Source organism: Streptomyces sp. NBC_00154 (assembly GCF_026342835.1).
GTDB lineage: Bacteria > Actinomycetota > Actinomycetes > Streptomycetales > Streptomycetaceae > Streptomyces.
In genome coordinates, this window is the sequence record NZ_JAPEMI010000002.1 from 385445 (window position 1) to 403086 (window position 17642).

The window sequence follows — 17642 nt, forward strand, 5'->3', positions numbered from 1 at the left end:
AGCACATTGGCTTGCCAGTCACCTGGTCGCGCGATTGTGACTCACGTCTCGGGAACCCCGTGCTCGAAATCGACAGCTGACTGATGTGACGACAACTATGCGAGCCCGTATTCGCGCAGGGGATCCGCAGGCCTTCGCGGAACTCTTCGACGAGTACGCGCGAATCCTCTACAACCACGCCTTTCGGCTGACTGCGGACTGGGCAGCGGCCGAGGACGTGGTGTCCGCGACGTTTATGGAGGCGTGGCGGGGCCATCAGCGGGTCGACGCCGACGGCGGCACCCTGCGCCCCTGGCTCCTGGGCATCGCCACCAACCTGGTCCGTGCCCAGTCGCGCAGCAACCGTCGCTTCAAGGCGGCCGCTCTCGCCGCCGCCCGAGCCGAGACCGCTGTGGCCGATCACGCCGACGAGGTCGCCGGCCGGATCGACGACCGCCGGCGCCTCGCCGCCACCGCCACCGCTCTGGCCGGGTTGCGGCGCGCCGAGCGCGAAGTGCTCAGCCTGTGCCTGTGGCAGGGGCTGGACTACGCCACCACTGCCCAGGTCCTGGGTGTCCCTGTGGGAACGGTCCGCTCCCGTCTCTCACGGGCCCGGACCAAGCTGCGCAAACTCGCGGATACGGAAATGCAGGCAGATTTCCGGGAACCCCGGCCTGTGGATCGACAGGTAAGAGGAGACCGCAACATCGCGGCCCGGCCCGTCCAGGAAGGAACCCGGTGAACATGTGCCAGTCCCGTCTTACGCCTGATGAATGGCAGGAGACCGCGCGTCTGGTCTCCCTCGACGAAGCCGACTTTCCCGCGGGCCGCCACGCCTTCCACAGGGAAGAACTGATGAACTTCATCGACCAGGACACCCAGTCGGCCGCCCCGGCCACCGCACCCGCTCCCACGGCGCCCGCGCGACGACGCGGGTTCATGCGGCCCCTGATCGTCATCCCGGCCGCCGCCTGCTCGCTGGCGGTGATCGCTGCCGGTGTCCTCACCCTCACCGGCTCCAGCAGTAGCAACAGTTCCCTCGTCGCGGGGCCGGCGCTCACTGCACAGGTCGGTGCGGGAACCGCCCAGGGTGTCCCACAGCTGCTCAACCAGATCTCGCTGGCCGCGGCGAAGAAGCCGGCGCCCACGGTGCGTGCGGGGCAGTACATCTACATCGAGAGCCAGGTCGGCACCACCTACGAGAAGACGGTCGACGACAAGACCACCGTGGTCAGCGACGGGATCCACCGCCGGCAGATCTGGCGCTCGACCGACGGTGCGAAGGGCTGGCTCATCGACCCGGCCGTCTTCCCGCCCGGCGGCGGGACCGTCGACCACATCAACGAGAAGGGCGAGATCGAACCCGCACGGCTGGGCGGCCCGTCCTACGACTATCTCGCCACCCTGACCACCGACCCCGACACGCTCCTGGCGAAGATCTACAAGGAGACCAAGGGGCAGGGCAACAGTCCCGACCAGCAGGCCTTCACGACTATCGGGGACCTCCTCAACGAATCCATGCCCCCCGCCGACCTCAATGTCGCCCTGTTCAAGACCGCGACCAAGATCCCCGGCGTGGTCCTGGTCAAGGACGCCGTGGACGCAGCCGGCCGCCACGGCGTGGCCGTTGCACGGCTCGACGAAACCTCCGGCGCCCGCACCGAATGGATCTTCGACGCCAAGAGCTACACCTACCTGGGCGAGCGCACCATCCAGGTCCGTCCCCACGGCGGCGAATCCGGCAAGATCAAGCCCGGCACCATCCTCTACACCTCGGCCATCACCGCGCGACAGGCCGTCGACGAGATGAAGCAGGTTCCCTCCTCCGCCGCGTAGCACCGCGCCCGACGAGGGGTGTGTCTGCCTCACAGCTCGAGGCAGGCACACCTGCGGCGCCGACCGATCGCGGGCCGGCCCCGCCCGGGACCGCGCCAGATCTTCTCGGACGGTGACGAGGAGTGGGTCGGTGCATGCTGAGCACCGACGTGCCACCGGGGCGGAACCCCGGCGCACCGGTGGGTTCGGTGATCAATGACCCGCCCGGCGGCAGAAGCAGGTGATATATATACCGCATATGCCCCGTTTCCGTCTTCCGCTTCCTGGTGTGATCGGGAGCGGCCGGCGGCCTTCGGCAGCCCGTGTGGGGCGCGCGCTCTCCCCGCGTGGCGCGCTCGCCCTGCAGAGCGTGGACGGCGCCCTGTCCTTTGCTCTGCGTGCCGCGCTGGCCATGGCGTTGCCGGCGCTGCCGATGGCACTGGCCGGGCGGGCCGACCAGGCTGTCTACGCCATGCTGGGCTCCTTCACCACCACGTTCGGCCGCAACCTGCCCTACGCGCGTCGTGCCCGTGTCCTCGCCCTGGTCGCGGCAGCCATGACGGCGTGTGTGGGCTGCGGTTCGGCTCTCGCCGCGTGGGCCCATCCCAGGGACGGGGGAGTGGGCGCCGCAGTGGTGGTCGCGGCCATGGCCGTGGTGGCCGGCGCGGCGAAGCTCGCCTGTGACGCGGCACGTCTGAGCGGGCTGGGCGCGGTGTTGCTGCTCTTCTCCTTTGCCGTGGCGGCCAACGGTTCGCCGGCCCCCGCCGACATCCTTCCCCAGACCGCCCTGGCCGCATTGGGCGCGACCGTGGCCTGGGTGCTGGCCGTGTCGGGCTGGTTCGTGCACCCGGATCGTCCGCAGCGTCTCGCCGTGGCCGCGGCGCTGCGCGAGCTCGCGGAGCTGTTGGAGGCGACCGGCGCAGGGGACGGAAGCGGGCTCGTCCGGCACCGGGCGACAGCTGCTGTTCTGCAGGCCTATCAGACACTTGGCGTTATGCCTCCGACAGCCGCCGAGTGGGGCGGCCGGGGCGGAACGTGCGTGCGTCTGACCGACCTCTCCTGGTCGCTGTTGATCGGTTCCGCCCGACGGCCACCCGATGACCCGACCGGCCTGGCGCAGCACCTGCGCGGCCAGGTTCGCCTGCTCGTCAGCCGTCGCCACCGTGTTCCGCAATTGCTGCCCGAGCTGTTGCGCCCGTCCGTGGTCGCCCAGGCCGGTGTGGTCCCCGAGCCGGTTCCGGCCGATCCCACCACCCCGCGCGCTGCCGAACTGCGCGCTGCGGTACTGGTGACGGGGCAGCGCCACGGCGCCCCGGGTCACGCCTCGGTCCTGCTCATTCCCGCCCTGCGGATGGTCCTCGGCACCGGGCTGGCGGGAGGGACGGCCCTTCTTCTGGGCCTCGGCCACGGCTACTGGGCGGCGATCTCCGCTGCCGCGGTGCTGCACTCGATCAACGTCCGTACGGCGGCACAGCGTGCCGTCCAGCGCACCTTGGGCACAGTTGCCGGACTGATGCTCGCTCTCGGCGTGCTGGCGGCGCGCCCCGATCCCGTGGTGCTCGTCCTCGTGATCGTTCTTCTGGAGTTCATGCTGGAGTACGTCGTGGCCCGCAACTACGGCCTCGGCGTCGTCTTCCTCACGCCGCTGGCGCTACTGCTGAGCGACCTGGCCTCTCCCTCACCTGCCGGAGCCCTCGTCCAGGACCGGGCGCTGAGCAGCTTCCTCGGGATCGTCATCGGGCTGGGCTGTGCGCTCTTGGTGGTCCATGACCATGCCGCGGTCCGGGCAGAGCGCGCGTTGGCCGCATGCAGGGAGGCGTCCGAGCGTGCGGAGCATACGTTGGACGACCGCTTGGAGCGGTCGTTCCCGATCGTCCAGACGCACCTGGCAGCAGCCGTGGTCGAGTTGCGTGAGGCCGACGACGTCGCGGCGGGCGAGCTCTGGCCGGCAGAGATCGATCCCACCGAATTCGCCGCCGCGGAGCAGCGTGCCTACCTCCTTCTGGAGCGCCTCGTCCGGTGGCGGTGATGCCACGCGGAGCTCCGACCTGCGCGCTCCCCGCTCAGGCGGCGGGGCCGATGGTGACCTTGACGTGCTTCATGATCGGCTGGTCACTCTGGGTGCTGTAGTCGCTGAGCGCGCACAGCACGTTCATCTCGGGCATGTAGCCGGCCGCGCAGCCGCGGGGGATGTTGTAGGGGATGGCGAGGTAGCCGCTGAGGGACCGCTGACTGCCGTCCTTCGCGGTGCTCGTGATGTCGACCCGGCCGAGGTCGGCGATACCGCGCTCGCGCATGTCGCCTCGGTTCATGAAGACGAGCGTGCGCAGGTTCTTGATGCCGCGGTAGCGGTCGTTGTCGGAGTAGATGGTGGTGTTCCACTGGTCGTGGGACCGCATGGTGCCCAGGGCCAGGGTGCCGGGGGCGGGGACGACGTCAGGCAGGACGGCGGTGGAGAACTCGGCGCGTCCGGACGGGGTGAGGAAGACCAGTTCACGGGCGGGCTGCTTGATGCGGAAGCCGAGGGGCAGGCGCACGCGGCGGTTGAAGTCCTCGAAGCCGTCGAGGACTTGAGACATGGTGTCCCGGATACGGTCGTAGTCCTCGATGTACCAGTCCCAGGGCGTGGTGCTGTCGGGCAGGGCGGCACGAGCCATGCCGGCGATGATGGCCGGCTCGGACAGCAGGTGCGAGGAGGCGGGGCGCTTCATCCCGATCGAGAGGTGGACCATGCTCATCGAGTCCTCGACGGACGTGCTCTGGATGCCCTTGCGCTGATGGTCCTTCTCGGTACGGCCGAGGCACGGCAGGATGAGGGCATGGCGGCCGTGGACAACATGGCTGCGGTTCAGCTTGGTGCTCACCTGGACGGTGAGGTCGCAGTTGCGCAGCGCCGCGTATGTGTACGGGGTGTCGGGCGCCGCGAGGGCGAAGTTGCCGCCCATGCCGACGAACACCTTCACATCGCCGCTCTGCATCGCCTTGACCGTGTGGACGGTGTCCAGACCGTGCTCACGGGGCGGCTCGATGTCGCAGACCTCGGCGAGGCGGTCCAGGAACTCGTCGTCGGGGCGGTGGTCGATGCCGCAGGTGCGGTTGCCCTGGACGTTGCTGTGTCCTCGTACGGGGGAGGGGCCCGCGCCTTCCCGTCCCAGATTGCCGCGGAGCAGAAGCAGATTGACGATCTCCCGGACGGTGTCGACGCCGTGCTCGTGCTGGCTGATGCCCAGGCACCAGCTGACGATGCTTCGGTCGGCCTCGCCGTACACGTGCGCCGCCTTGAGGACGTCGGCGCGGCTCAGCCCGGACTGGTTCTCGATCTCCTCCCACGAGGTGGCCTCGCACAGCGCGCGGTATTCCTCGAAGCCGGCGGTGTGGCGGTCGATGAACTCCCGGTCCAGAGCCTTGGGGTCGGATTCGGACTGCTCCAGGATCGCCTTGGCCATGCCGCGCAGCAGGGCCATGTCGCCGCCGATGCGGGGCTGCAGGTTCAGCGTGCTGGTGCGGGTCGTCTTGAAGAGGGCCATGTCCGTGAAGTCGTGCGGGACGATGGTGCTTGTGGCTGCCGCCTCGACGAGCGGATTGATGTGCACGATCTGGGCGCCGCGGTGGTAGGCCTCGGCGAGGGCCGTGAGCATTCGGGGCGCGTTGGATGCGGCGTTGACTCCCAGGATGAACAGCGCGTCGGCGGTCTCCCAGTCCTGGAGGTCGACGGTCCCCTTGCCGGTGCCCAGGGACGCATAGAGGGCGCGACCGCTGGCCTCGTGACACATGTTGGAGCAGTCCGGCAGGTTGTTCGTGCCCAGTTCACGGGCCATCAGCTGGTAGAGGAAGGTGGCCTCGTTGCCGAGTCGGCCGGAGGTGTAGAACGATGCCTGATTCGGGTTGTCCAGCTCGCGCAGAGCACGGCCGACCACCTCGAACGCCTCCTTCCAGGTGATCGGGACGTAGTGGTCCGAATCGAGGTCGTAGACCATCGGTTCGGTCAACCGTCCCTGGTTCTCGAGGTCGTAGTCGCTCCACCCGGACAGCTCGGTCACCGAGTGGGCGGCGAAGAACTCGCGTCCGACCCGCTTGCGGGTCATCTCCCAGGTGACGTGCTTGATTCCGTTCTCGCAGATGTCCAGGTGCAGCCCCTTGGTGTCGTCCGGCCACGCGCATCCGGGGCAGTCGAACCCGGTGTTCTCATGGTTCATCCGCATGATCGCCCGTGGGCCGTCCACCAGCGCGCCCTCGCGTACCAGGAAACGGCTCACGCTCTTGGCTGCGCCCCAGCCGGCAGCGGGGTGGTGGTAGGGGCGAAACTCCGGATTCCCCTCGGGAGCGGGCCCCACCTTGGGCTCCAGGCGTTCCTGCTCATCACTATTGGCACTCAAGGCTCTCGGCCCTTCCACCATTTGGGCATGGGTGACAAAACGGCACTTTCGGGCAGGTTATGTCCGCTGATCAACGCACGCCACTCGACGTGCCTCCGACGGTGGTTACCTGATCGCGGCTCATCAGGGCCGGTGCTGGACGGCTCCCCGATCTGGACGCCGACCCTCAATGGTGGCATCGTCCTGTCCACCCGTGGTGGCGACCTCGAGCTGCCCCTCGGCCAGGACGTGGCAATCGGTTGCACGGGGCACGACGCGAGCGCATCGAGTTGTACTTCCCCGGGACGCTGACGTATACGGACGAGGCCGTGGTCGTACTCGAAGGCTGAAACCCTTCACCGAGCTGCCGAGGTAGTCATTGTTGAGGCCCATGAACCGCTGCTTGGCGCTTTCCGCCGTTCCTCGACTCGCCGGTTCGGCGGTCGTCGGAGCGGTGATCGGCTCGGTCGTCGGTGTACTGACCAACACACCGCTGGGAATTCTCGCCGGTATCGCCGCGGCGGAGACGAGCTTCGTCGTCGCAGGGTGGATCGTCCTGTGGCCCATGGACGCCGTCACCACCCATCGCAACCTCCGGAGCGAGGAGTTCCGGCCCGTCACCGAGGAACTCGTCGTCGTCGCGTCCGCCCTGTGCGGACTGGTCGGCATCGTGATGCTGCTCCTGGTCGGCAAGTCGGAACTGAGCCACGCCGCGGCCGCGATGGCACTCTGTGGCGTGTTCATGGCCTGGGCGGCACTCCACCTGATGTACGCCACCCGATACGCGTACCTTTATTACCTGACTCCCGAAGGCGGGATCGACTTCAATTCCGACGACCCGCCGCACTACAGCGACTTCCTCTATTTCAGTTACAACCTCGGAATGACCTATCAGGTCTCCGACACCGACGTCTCCAGTTCCACGATTCGCGCGGTCGCCCTCCGGCACTGCTTGCTGTCCTACGTCTTCGGCGCCAGCATCCTGGCCACCACCATCAACCTCGTCGCCGGAATCGTCACGGGCTGATGCGAGGACGGTCCCGTACGGTGTGGGCGACTTCGTGATCGGCACGGCGAGGGCCCGCGCCATCAGGACGGTATGCCCGGGGCCGCGCCTCTTCTTCCCGCACGGGCTGCACCGGTCGGCGCTGCGCGTTCCTCTATGACCTGTTGTCCTCGTCGCCGAGGGACAACACGACCGCGGTCGACCGCCCCTCGGGGGTCTCGTAGCTGATGGTGTCGCCGGCGCGACGGCCGAGCAGCGCGCGGCCGAGAGGGCTGTCGGCGGTGACCAAGGTCCGGTCCAGTGCCTCGGCGACCTCGCCGATCTGGACGGTTGTCTCCGTGGCTTCGGCGTCCGCGAACCGTACCGTCACGGTGCTGCCCACGCCGACCTTGTCGGTGCGGGGAGGCCCCGCAACGGCCGCCTCGCGAAGCCGCCCGTTGATCTCGGCGATTCGGGTGTCCAGGCGGTCCAGTTCCGTGCCGCGTTGCAACTCGTCGGCTTCGTCGGCCCTGTCGCCAACCCGTTCACCGCCTCGCAAGGTGGCGGCGACTGTTTCGCGTTCGGCACGCAGGTCGGCGAGCTCTCGCTCGAGCGCCTCGCGGGCGGCATCGCTGATGGGTTCGGGTCCACCGGTCATTCCTGTTCCCGTCGTGCAGGCGGCACGGTTGAGTGTCGCAGGTTCAACTCCGACATTTTTACGCTATCAGGCAAATCGCCACGCCGTGGTGGCGGGCCAGGGCCATTGGGCCGGGCTCTCGCCTGACGCTTCCGGGAGGCCTCTGACCAGCTTCTCCTGGGCGAGGACGAGGGAGGAGCAGTTGGTGCTGCGGGCGCGCAGTGCGCGGCGCGCCCGGCTTCGGCGGTGCGGTGCTTCGGGCCGGACACCCTTGCCCGGGTGTCCGGCATCCTCGGTCGACTGCTGCGGTGTCAGCCGAGCGGGTTGGCCTTCTCGTGCAGAGCGGCGAGGGCGGGGGCGTACATGCGGGCCTTGATGGTGCCGAGGGTGTCGCCGGCCTTGCTCACCTGCGCCTGGGCGATCTCGATGGCGGCGGAGCGGACGGCTTCCTCGTCCACGGCGCGGTCGACGATGCCGGCGGCCGCGGCGTCGTGGCCGCCGAAGCGGCGGGCGGCCACCATGGCCTCATGTGCGGTCTGCGGGGCCAGCCGGGCCTGGATCAGGGCGGACATGCCCGGGGTGAAGGGAATGTTGATCTCGGCCTCGGGCAGGCACCAGTAGCCGCGGTCCGCGCGCATCACGCGGAAGTCGTGAGCCAGGGAGAGCATCGCACCAGCTGCGAAGGTGTGCCCCTGGAGTGCGGCCACGCTGATCAACGGCAGTGACAGCAGGCGCGCGAAAAGCTCGTGGACCGAGATGACGTAGTCCACGTGCTGATCGGAGTTGGCGAACAACCAGTCCAGGTCCAGACCGTTGGAGTAGAACTTGCCCGTCGCGGCGGTCACCAAGGCGCGCGGCCCCTCCGCCTTCTCCACCTCGTCCAGCGCGGCATTGGCGGAGGCGATCCAGTCGGGGTGGAAACGGTTCTCGCCGTCTCCGAGGTCGAGGACGAAGACGTTGTCCTGGCGGTCGAGAGTGGGCATGGTCGCTCCTTCGAGCTGGATGGGGTCGGGGTGGAGGCGGGTCATGGCCGTGGTGCCTGATCCGGATCGGGGCGGCTGTGCAACGCGTGGAGAAGCGGGTCATGGATTTCGACGGTCGCCGGCGAGTGCCACCGCCTCGTCGATCAACTGCGCCCGCCCGCCGGTGAGAACAATCCGCTCACGGCTGTCGCTCTTGCGCGGGCTCACGAGCCCACCACCCCAGCAGCTGTGAAGTGGCCGACCATGTCTGCAGCGGCTGAGCAAACGATCACGCCGTTCGCCTTCCTGTTCAGTGACGAGCACTGACCCGAACCTCGCTACCTGTCGGTAACTTATGTTGCATGACATAGAACATGCAAGGGCCCGCAGGTCTCTCCGTGAAGGAAGGCGTTGATTCCGAGTGGCGCCGCCATCCAAGGGACTTCCGAAGATGGGCATCGACGCGAGTCCGATCGAGGCAACAGGGCTCGACCGGCAGCAGCACGCGGCATCGAGCGACGGCACTGGCCGACACGCTGCGGAAGGGAGGTGCATGCGGGGAGAGATGGACGGCCCGGACCGGCCTATGTGCCACCGGCCATGGAGGCAGTCGGCAAGGACAGGCGCTCGTCTCGGGTGTCCCGGCCCGGCCCGCAAACCCGCACGGTTGTCGGGCGCACCGGCATGACGGCGATCGCGGCCCGATCTGGAACAAATCGCACCTGTACGACCTGGCCCGCCAGAGGGCGGGCGGCGAGGTGGTGCAGCGTCATCACGGGGCACAGGCCGCACTCGAGGGCACCTTCGAACACGCGTCGACAGTGGGCGACGGTGGCGCGGAACGCTCACTCGGTGTCGGCTCGATACGCCCCCACTCAATGCTTGCCCAGGCTCCCCTTCGGTTCACCCCGAGGCCGAGACGCGGCCCATCATCCGTGTCCGATGAGTGGGCGCTGCACCGTCACGGGATGAGATCGAGCTGGCGCAGCATGCCGAGTTCGTCGCTGCTGCCCCACCGCTCCACGAGCTTTCCGTCGGCGAACCTGCTTATCTGCATACCCCGGTAGGACACCTTCTTCCCGGTCGGACTGTGTCCCATCAGTTCACCAAGGTGTGTTCCGCTGATGGTGTAGGCGAATGCCAACTCGTCGTCCGTGGTGACGAGATGCTCGACATCGACGTGCAGGTCAGGGAAGGCCGCCCTGATCTCGGCGAACATTGCCTGAAATCCGGCCGGGCCCGGAACCTGGCCGGGAGCCGGATCGTGGTCGACCGAGTCGGTTGCGACGACCTTGACGAGATCCTCCAGTTTTCCGCTGTTCACGGCCTCGGCGATAGTGTTCTGGGCAGCGAGGTTTTCGTCGCGGGACATGGCTCTCCTTCGACCGTGTACGGGGAGGTCCGGGCACCGTGAAAGCGCGCTCGGGTTGGCGGCGAGTGCACCGGCCCCTTCTTCAACGTAATGAGTCCCCGGTCCTTTCGCCTGTTCAGCGGGTGTACCTCAGCTCCCGGGCAGCCCAGGACGACGTGGGCTTCCCCGCGTAGGATGGGCTCCAGGCGGAGTTACGTACAGCCCACCTGCTCGGACGGGGATCGCAGTACCCCAGGAACCGGCGTCGCTCGTGGACTGGTCGGCCGGTGACCAAGCGGCCTTCATCACCGGTGACGTCCTGGCCATGGACCGAGGCTGCAAGCCCGCTGAGCGGTCGCATCGTCCCCGACAATGAACAGGCCATGGAAGGTCAGGGGCCATGACGCGCCCAGCCGACGTCGCACCCGGTGCCGAGCAGGAGCGAGATGCCCCCTCGCACGGCATCCGCGGTCTGCCGGCTCCTGCGGTAGCGGTGATCGACGGCGACGGTACGGTCCTGGCGTGGGCCGACGGGGCGCGACAGCTTCTCGGCCACCGGGCCGAGGACGTCGTCGGGCGGCCTGCGGCGCGCCTTCTGGCAAGCCGGCAGGAAGGTGCGGAAGAAGGCGAAGGCGGATCCTGTCTGCCGCCCCGGGCGCATGACCCCGCGTGGAGGGAGCGGACGGGCGAACACGAGCACAGGCCCCGCGCGGTGGTGGACGTCCGGAATCGCGATGGCCGCATTCTGCGGGTGCAGCTGGAGATCAGTGCACTGACCGGCGCCGACGGTGAGAGATGCTGGCTCCTGGCGGCGACGGACATGCCGGACGGCGACGCGCGGCGGAAGGCGGGCGAGCCCGTCGTACGGGCGCTGCTCGACCGCACGGCGCTCCTGGTTGCCGTCTGGGACACACGGCTGCGTTGCGTCTGGCTGAACCAGGCGACCAGACGGACGGTGGGCCTGCCCCCGGACGGTCGCCCGGGACACTTGATGCGAGCGCTGCGGGGCTTCGACCTCGCCGCGGTCGAGCCGGTGATGAGGGGGGTCCTGGATTCCGGTGAACCGGTCTCCGGCTACGAGGCGCGCTGGGTCTCCCCGGGCGGGGGCTGGGGAGCCGACCGGGAAGTCGTCTTCTCGACCACCCTCATCCGCCTCGAGCGCGCGGACGGTACACCGCTCGGGCTGTGCACGATCTCGACGGACATCACCCACAGGTGGACGCGCGAGCGCATGGCGCTGTTGAGCAGGGCCACGAGGTGCGTCGGCACGACACTGGATGTGATGACGACCGCCCAGGAGCTCACGGACCTGGCCGTCCCGTCGCTCGCCGACTACGCGACGGTCGACCTGGCCGAGTCGGTGCCCCTCGGCGGCGAGCCGCTGGCGCGGATGCGGCCCGGGGACTCAGGCATCCCCGTGTTCCGCCGCGGGGGACTCGCCTCCATCCACGACGGTGCGCCGGAGTCCGCCTTCGCCCGGGGCGAGCCGGTGTACGTGCCCCCGGAGTCCCCTTTCCTGTACGTGCTCCACCACCGCGAGTCGCATCTGGAGCCCGTGATGAACACCGCGTCCGGCAGCTGGCTCGCCGGGGATCCCAAGCGTGCACGGATCATCCGTGAGACCGGCATGCACTCCGTCATGATGGTCCCCCTCATGGCGCGCGGCACCATCCTCGGCATCGCCGTGTTCGTCCGCACCGAGAACGTCGCTCCGTATTCGCGGGACGATCTGCTCCTGGCCGAGGAACTCGCCGTCCACGCGGCCCTGAGTCTGGACAACGCCCGCCGGTACACCCGCGAGCGCGCCGCCGCCCTCGCGCTCCAGCAGAGCCTGCTGCCCGGCGCGTTGTCCGGCGGCAACGCGGTGGAACTGGGTTGGCGTTACCTGCCGTCGGACCGCCACGAGGGCGTCGGAGGGGACTGGCTCGACGCCATCCACCTGCCGGGCGGGCGGATCGCCCTGGTCGTCGGGGACGTCATCGGGCACGGCATCAATGCGGCCGCCACCATGGGCCGTCTGCGTACGGCGGTGCTCACGCTGGCCGCCTTGGACCAGCCGCCGGCCGAGCTGCTCGCCCACCTCGACGAGGTGGCCACCCATCTGACGGAGGAGGCTGCCCGGGCCGGCGATCCCGCCCCGCCGATCGTAGGGGCCACCTGCATCTACGCCGTGTACGACCCGGCCACCCGCGTGTGCTCCTTTGCCCGTGCCGGACACCCGCCACCGCTGCTGGTTACCCCGGACGGCCAGGTCATCACGCCCGACACCCCGCCAGGCACGCTGATCGGAATCGGCCTCGGCTCGTTCGAGTCGGTGGAGGTGGAGCTGCCGGAGGGCAGCCTGATCGTCCTGTTCACGGACGGGCTCATCGAGACGCGGAACACCGACATCGACGCCGGACTCGACCGGCTGGTCACCGCGTTGGGCCGAGCACCATCGGAGCTGGACGACCTCTGCTCCCAGGTGATCACGGAGATGGCGACGACATCGAAGCCGGAGGACGACATCGCGCTGCTGGTCGCCCGCACCCGCGTTGTCGGCGCCACCACGTTGTCGTCACAGCGCGTCGCTTGACCAGGATGACGCCGGTGACAGTGAGGATGCCAGGACGGAAATTGCCGCTGCGGAGGTCCATTCGGTGGCCTGTGGAGCAGGGGCGCCGGTGCGATGCGGTGCGGATCGTGTCCACAGTTCCGGTTCCCCGACACGGGCCGAGGATCCCCAAATGCCTTAGAGTGGTGACATATCGCATGATGTGCAGTGGTATCGCCCGACCGAGTCGGACCGGCAGAGGCGCCACGCCATGAGGGCCGGGCCGACGGGCGAGTTCCGACGGCTGCACGGCGAACCGCCAGTCCGCGTGATGACCTGAATAACCGCTGATCGTGCCGAGGGTGTCCCTGCCGCCGCAGATCTACGAGAGGTGGTGCCATGGACGGGATCGCCGATATGGGGGGAACCGAGGGCTGGGGTCCCACTCATCCGCCGCGCGCCGAAGAGCCGGTCTTCCCGGAACCCTGGCAGGGCCGAGCGCTTGCGTTGACGGTGCTCTCGATCCAGCTGGCGGGCCTGAACGTGGACGCGTTCCGGCATGCGATGGAGCGCTTGGACCGAACTGCCTACCTGGCCGACGGCTACTTCGGCCGCTGGCTCAACACCGCCGAACTCATGCTCACCGAGAGCGCCGTCCTGGCGCCGAGCGCGATCCATGCGCGCGCCCGCAACCTGCGCGGCGAACAGGTCGAGGAACCGCCGATCCCCGAACCCGCCAAGCCCGGCTACGCGCCGACCGCCGAGGGCTCGCTGCGCACCGTGGACGTGGCGCCGGCGTTCGCAGTGGGCGAGAGGGTGTGTGCCAAGAACATGTCGCCGACCGGACACACCAGGCTGCCGGGCTATGTGCGCGGACACGCCGGAGTCGTGGCGCTCATCCAGCCGGCTTCTGTCCTGCCCGATACGAACGCGCACTTCCAGGGCGAGAACCCGCAGTACGTGTACTCGGTGCGATTCGACTCGCGCGAGCTGTGGGGTACCGACGCCGAACCGTTCGCACTCACCATCGAGATGTTCGAGAGCTATCTGGAGAAGACCGCATGACCACCGGCGAATCCGCTGAACGCATTCCCGCACCACTGCGTACCGAGGCTCTCGAGCAGCTGCTGACCGAGCGGGGCCTGGTCGACCCGAACACGCTGGACGCGATCATCACCAACTATGAGACCAACGTGGGCCCCCTCAACGGAGCCAAAGTGGTTGCCAAGGCATGGACCGACCCCGAGTATCGGCGGTGGCTGCTCGACGACGGCACCGCCGCCATCAAAGAGTTGGGTTTCATCGGGGTGCAGACGGAGCACGTCGTTGTCGTCGAGAACTCCGCGACCAGTCACAACGTGGTGGTCTGCACGCTGTGCTCGTGCTACCCGTGGCAGCTGCTCGGCCTGCCGCCGAGCTGGTACAAGGACCCGGCGTACCGTGCGCGGGTGGTCAAGGAGCCGCGCAAAGTGCTTTCCGAGATGGGGCTCGAACTCGCCGACGACGTGCAGATCACCGTGCACGACTCCAGCAGCGAGGTGCGCTGGCTGGTACTGCCCGAGCGGCCGGCCGGCACCGAGGGCCTGTCCGAGGAACAGCTCGTGCCGCTGATCACCCGTGAGGCGATGGTCGGCGTCGCCAGGATCGAGGCGCCGTGACCGCCCCGCTGGACATCGAGGGACCGGCTGCGCCACCGCGCGCCAACGGCGAGCTGGTGTTCGCCGAGCCGTGGGAGAGCCGTGCCTTCGGCATGGCCGTCACCCTGTATGAGGCAGGCGTGTTCACCTGGCCACAGTTCCAGGCGGCGCTGATCGCCCGGATCGCGCGCTGGGAAGCGGCACCGACCGAGGATGCGCACTGGAACTACTACCAGCACTGGCTGGGCGCACTGGAAGACGTGCTCGCCGGGGGCGGCGCCGTGGCGGCCGACGAGGTGACCACCCGCGCCCGGACACTGGCCCAGCGCCCCACCGGCTACGACCACGACCACCAGCACTGACTCGCAACCACCATGAGGCGGCCCGTGGCTGGTCGCCGGCACCCACCACACCGGCCGCCTCATCAAGGCGCCCCGGCTCTCGAACCTGCTGCGGGTGCCGACCCCGGCCGAACGCGGACCGGGCCGGCGGTGGTGGCCCGGCATCCAGCGCCCGGCGCCGATCGACCCCGACTTCCCAAGCGCGGGCATCAGCCCCGGGTGGGCCCCCAGTTCGAGGTCCGGCGCGACGAAATCCCGCACCAGGAGAAGTCGTGTGCCACGAGAGGCCGTCATCCACCGGAGTTACGCCGAATCGGTACCCGCGTCGGGATCGCAGCCCTCATCACGTCCTGTCGTCGAGATCCAGGACGTGAGGGTGCATTACGCTCTGGCTCTCCTGCGATGGCCGGGGAACCCATTCGGCCGCACCGTGAAGCGCCTGCGGAGGACGGCAACGCCGTATTCCGCCGAAAGCGTCGGCGCCTGTTGGTTCAAGACCAGCGAACCCGAAGGGAAACTCCGATGAAGGCATTCCAAGCCGTCGCGGACGCGATCGCCGCCGAAGGGCTCGACCACTTGTTCGCCGTAATGGGGGACGCGAACCAGGACCTGATCGTGGACATGGGCGAACGGCACGGTGCGACATTCATCCACGCCCACCATGAATCCAGCGCTGTCGGTATGGCCGACGGCTACGCCCGGTTCAGCGGCAAGCCCGGCCTTGCGTCGGTAACCCAAGGCCCGGGCTACACCAATGCCACGACCTCACTGGTGGCCGCACGGCTCCACCGCACACCCCTGATGCTGATCGCCGGACACGCCTCCCTCCGTGACCCGTACAACCCGCAGGGAATGGTGGACCAGCAGGCACTCGCCAGACTCACCACCGAGGCCACCGTCCGACTGGAATCGGTGCACAACGTGGACTACTGCCTCGGGGAGGCATTCCGTCAGATCAAGGTGCGGAAAGGGCCCTTCATTCTGAATCTTCCCCAAGACATCCAGCAGACGGAGATTCCTGATCCCGGCTGGGTCTACCGGCCGATGTACGCGCCCAACACCCTCCAGCCGCCGCGTACACATGATGTCCAGGAAGCGGTCAAGCTGCTCGCGTCAGCCCGGCGCCCGACGATTCTCTGCGGACTCGGGGCGAAGAACTCCGGAGCGGAGTCCGAGGTGCGCAGACTGGCCGAGCGTCTTGGCGCACCGGTCGGAGTATCCATTCTCGCCGCCGGATTCTGCGCGGATTATCCGCTGTATCTGGGAGTCAGCGGCGGGCTGGGTTCCCATCTGACGGTGGAAACACTCGCCGAGAGTGATGTGATGGTGGTCGTCGGCGCCAGCCTGAACGAATGGACAACCGACTTCGGCAGAATCCTGGCGAACGGGAAGAAGATCATCCAGATCGACGACCGACCGGACGCTTTCGGCTGGTTCGCCCGTGTGGCCGTCGGTATGACGGCCGACGCCGGAACAGCCGTGGCGGCCCTGGCGGACCGGCTCGCCGAGACGGTGGACGCACGCCGGCCCGACCCCGGGCTCGTACAGAAGCTCCAGGACGGCCGGAAGCCGATGACCGTTCAGTACAGCGACGGAGACGCGACGGATCCGCGCAGGGCGGTACGGCACCTCGAGGACGCACTGCCGAAGGACGACCGCATCCTGGTGCTCGACGGCGGTCACGCGGCCATGGTCTGCGTGAAGATCCTCACCGTGCCGCGCGCGGAAAACTGGGCGGTCGGCTGGGACTTCGGCGCCATCGGCCAGGGCTTGGCCCTCGCGATCGGAGCCTGCTTCGCACGCCCGGGACAGCGCGTCACGCACACGACCGGGGACGCCTCGTTCATGATGAACGTCGCCGATTTCCATACGGCGGTCCGCCACAGACTGCCGCTCACGGTGATTGTCTTCAACGACAACGCGGTGGGCCAGGAGAAGCACGATCTGGTCCACAAGAAGCTGAATGCGTCCTACGCCGACATGCCGGAGCCGGACTTCGCGAAACTGGCGGCAAGCTTCGGTGCCAAGGGCTTCACCGTACGCAAGCCCGACGACCTCGGCGAGATCGACAGAGCACTGGCCGTCGAGAACGGCCCGGTCCTGGTCGACGTACGGATCAACGGCGAGGTGGAACTGGCGGCAAGCTGGGAGATCGCCAAGCACCTCAGCTGAGGGCCGTCCGGTCGACACCATGATGCAAGCGCCATGGTGAAGCCGGACAGTGGTGAACCGGGGAGCCGTGTGCGCCCCATCCTGTCCGCGACGTGTGAACGGAGCCTGGGCCGGCCGTTCGGCTGCGTCATGCGAGGTAGGCCGATATTGCCAGCGTCTCCGAGAGGAGTCGCCACAGTGCCCAGGCACCCACACGACTCGCCACATTGCACAGTGTCTTCTCGGTGCAGGCGGTCGGTTTCCTCTGCCAGGCACTCACGATCAGGTAGTGGAAGCCGAGGCTGCGGGTGAAGGTGAAGCGGATGTGCAGACCATCACCCAGAGCGTGGCCGGGCAGGGTCGCGATCTGAAGGTAGTTGTACTCGATGGCTTCCACCCGGACCGGGTTTCCGCCCAGCAGGTCGCACTCGTCCTTCGGATGGATCCGGGTGGGACATGCGCCGCGTACCGAGAACAGCCAGAAGTTTCCGGTGAGCTGCTTGCGCACATCGTTAGGGCTGGTGAAGGGGTGGATCCCGAGGGAGTAGATGTACCGGTACAGCCAGTTCGAGTCGTGGCACGAAGCAGGATCCGCGTTGCACGCCTCGGACGTGTGCATGGGACCGCCCGAGCTCGCGTCAGTCCGCTGGACAGGGGGAGCGGCCGGGCGTGCCCCGGCGTGCGCAGCCGACGGCAGCGTGGTGAGCATCAGCGCCGTACCGAGCAGGGCGACCAAGGCGGCACGACCCACTGTGCGAGTGAATGCCCGCACGGCGCGGGAGGAGAGCCTGTCGACTCGACCCGCCCGTGGGGGGAACGGGGCGGGCGTGTGGTGCTGACTGCGACCCGGCCTCCGCCAGTGGGACGGCACAGGCATCAGAAGGGACGCAGCGCGA

At 68.3% G+C, this 17642-nt stretch carries 14 protein-coding genes and 1 pseudogene; 10 read left to right on the plus strand and 5 right to left on the minus strand.

What is annotated here, in order from left to right:
• The first annotated feature begins 97 nt into the window (after positions 1 to 97).
• The 3 genes from OHA03_RS38175 to OHA03_RS38185 all read left to right on the plus strand — a co-directional run bounded on the left by OHA03_RS38175 (position 98) and on the right by OHA03_RS38185 (position 3823).
• On the plus strand, positions 98 to 721 hold the full coding sequence (locus tag OHA03_RS38175; RefSeq protein ID WP_267008594.1) for an RNA polymerase sigma factor: 624 nt from the start codon (positions 98 to 100) through the stop codon (positions 719 to 721).
• A gap of 2 nt (positions 722 to 723) precedes the next feature.
• Positions 724 to 1815 carry a CU044_5270 family protein gene (locus OHA03_RS38180; RefSeq protein WP_323181358.1) on the plus strand — a complete coding sequence of 364 codons (1092 nt, stop codon included), beginning with the start codon at positions 724 to 726 and terminating at the stop codon, positions 1813 to 1815.
• Positions 1816 to 2053: 238 nt separating this feature from the next.
• Complete coding sequence (locus OHA03_RS38185; protein WP_267008596.1) at positions 2054 to 3823, plus strand: FUSC family protein; 1770 nt, start codon at positions 2054 to 2056, stop codon at positions 3821 to 3823.
• Between the two features lie 34 nt (positions 3824 to 3857).
• On the opposite strand, the gene OHA03_RS38190 is transcribed toward OHA03_RS38185, so the two are convergent.
• A complete protein-coding gene (locus tag OHA03_RS38190) occupies positions 3858 to 6191 on the minus strand; it encodes an FdhF/YdeP family oxidoreductase (protein WP_267008597.1) in 2334 nt (777 codons plus the stop codon).
• A gap of 6 nt (positions 6192 to 6197) precedes the next feature.
• Between OHA03_RS38190 and OHA03_RS38195 the strand changes: the two are divergent.
• Positions 6198 to 6371, plus strand: a pseudogene (locus OHA03_RS38195) (hypothetical protein); the annotation flags it as partial.
• 169 nt (positions 6372 to 6540) lie between these two features.
• On the plus strand, positions 6541 to 7176 hold the full coding sequence (locus OHA03_RS38200) for a DUF1345 domain-containing protein (protein WP_267008598.1): 636 nt from the start codon (positions 6541 to 6543) through the stop codon (positions 7174 to 7176).
• A gap of 133 nt (positions 7177 to 7309) precedes the next feature.
• Here OHA03_RS38200 and OHA03_RS38205 read toward each other — a convergent pair whose 3' ends face one another.
• The 3 genes from OHA03_RS38205 to OHA03_RS38215 all read right to left on the minus strand — a co-directional run bounded on the left by OHA03_RS38205 (position 7310) and on the right by OHA03_RS38215 (position 10105).
• Positions 7310 to 7792, minus strand: a complete 483-nt coding sequence (locus OHA03_RS38205) for a GreA/GreB family elongation factor (protein WP_267008599.1) — start codon at positions 7790 to 7792, stop codon at positions 7310 to 7312.
• 290 nt (positions 7793 to 8082) lie between these two features.
• Positions 8083 to 8754, minus strand: coding sequence for an enoyl-CoA hydratase-related protein (locus OHA03_RS38210; RefSeq protein WP_267008600.1), 672 nt, complete (start codon positions 8752 to 8754; stop codon positions 8083 to 8085).
• A 940-nt stretch (positions 8755 to 9694) separates the two neighbouring features.
• Positions 9695 to 10105, minus strand: coding sequence for an ester cyclase (locus tag OHA03_RS38215; RefSeq protein WP_267008601.1), 411 nt, complete (start codon positions 10103 to 10105; stop codon positions 9695 to 9697).
• 379 nt (positions 10106 to 10484) lie between these two features.
• Between OHA03_RS38215 and OHA03_RS38225 the strand changes: the two genes are divergently transcribed.
• The 5 genes from OHA03_RS38225 to OHA03_RS38245 all read left to right on the plus strand — a co-directional run bounded on the left by OHA03_RS38225 (position 10485) and on the right by OHA03_RS38245 (position 16767).
• Positions 10485 to 12659 (plus strand): SpoIIE family protein phosphatase, encoded by a 2175-nt coding sequence (locus tag OHA03_RS38225; protein ID WP_323181359.1) that lies wholly within the window; start codon positions 10485 to 10487, stop codon positions 12657 to 12659.
• A 357-nt stretch (positions 12660 to 13016) separates the two neighbouring features.
• Positions 13017 to 13682 (plus strand): nitrile hydratase subunit beta, encoded by a 666-nt coding sequence (gene nthB / locus OHA03_RS38230; protein ID WP_267008604.1) that lies wholly within the window; start codon positions 13017 to 13019, stop codon positions 13680 to 13682.
• Entirely contained in the window at positions 13679 to 14275 is a 597-nt protein-coding gene (gene nthA, locus OHA03_RS38235) for a nitrile hydratase subunit alpha (RefSeq protein WP_267008605.1), read from the plus strand. The genes nthB and nthA overlap by 4 nt, the downstream gene beginning before the upstream one ends.
• Positions 14272 to 14616, plus strand: coding sequence for a nitrile hydratase accessory protein (locus OHA03_RS38240; RefSeq protein WP_267008606.1), 345 nt, complete (start codon positions 14272 to 14274; stop codon positions 14614 to 14616). The genes nthA and OHA03_RS38240 overlap by 4 nt, the downstream gene beginning before the upstream one ends.
• Before the next feature lie 501 nt (positions 14617 to 15117).
• Positions 15118 to 16767, plus strand: a complete 1650-nt coding sequence (locus OHA03_RS38245; protein ID WP_267008607.1) for a thiamine pyrophosphate-binding protein — start codon at positions 15118 to 15120, stop codon at positions 16765 to 16767.
• A 127-nt stretch (positions 16768 to 16894) separates the two neighbouring features.
• Here the strand turns inward: OHA03_RS38245 and OHA03_RS38250 are convergent, their stop codons facing one another.
• Positions 16895 to 17497, minus strand: a complete 603-nt coding sequence (locus OHA03_RS38250) for a hypothetical protein (protein ID WP_267008608.1) — start codon at positions 17495 to 17497, stop codon at positions 16895 to 16897.
• Positions 17498 to 17642: the final 145 nt, after the last annotated feature.

Excerpts from the sequence above, each read along its gene's own strand:
- OHA03_RS38175 (WP_267008594.1), top strand. The coding sequence starts at position 98 with ATGCGAGCCCGTATTCGCGCAGGGGATCCGCAGGCCTTCGCGGAACTC.
- OHA03_RS38190 (WP_267008597.1), bottom strand. The coding sequence starts at position 6,191 with ATGGTGGAAGGGCCGAGAGCCTTGAGTGCCAATAGTGATGAGCAGGAA.
- OHA03_RS38185 (WP_267008596.1), top strand. The coding sequence starts at position 2,054 with ATGCCCCGTTTCCGTCTTCCGCTTCCTGGTGTGATCGGGAGCGGCCGG.
- OHA03_RS38225 (WP_323181359.1), top strand. The coding sequence starts at position 10,485 with ATGACGCGCCCAGCCGACGTCGCACCCGGTGCCGAGCAGGAGCGAGAT.
- nthB (WP_267008604.1), top strand. The coding sequence starts at position 13,017 with ATGGACGGGATCGCCGATATGGGGGGAACCGAGGGCTGGGGTCCCACT.
- OHA03_RS38180 (WP_323181358.1), top strand. The coding sequence starts at position 724 with ATGTGCCAGTCCCGTCTTACGCCTGATGAATGGCAGGAGACCGCGCGT.
- OHA03_RS38205 (WP_267008599.1), bottom strand. The coding sequence starts at position 7,792 with ATGACCGGTGGACCCGAACCCATCAGCGATGCCGCCCGCGAGGCGCTC.
- OHA03_RS38200 (WP_267008598.1), top strand. The coding sequence starts at position 6,541 with ATGAACCGCTGCTTGGCGCTTTCCGCCGTTCCTCGACTCGCCGGTTCG.
- nthA (WP_267008605.1), top strand. The coding sequence starts at position 13,679 with ATGACCACCGGCGAATCCGCTGAACGCATTCCCGCACCACTGCGTACC.
- OHA03_RS38215 (WP_267008601.1), bottom strand. The coding sequence starts at position 10,105 with ATGTCCCGCGACGAAAACCTCGCTGCCCAGAACACTATCGCCGAGGCC.
- OHA03_RS38210 (WP_267008600.1), bottom strand. The coding sequence starts at position 8,754 with ATGCCCACTCTCGACCGCCAGGACAACGTCTTCGTCCTCGACCTCGGA.
- OHA03_RS38245 (WP_267008607.1), top strand. The coding sequence starts at position 15,118 with ATGAAGGCATTCCAAGCCGTCGCGGACGCGATCGCCGCCGAAGGGCTC.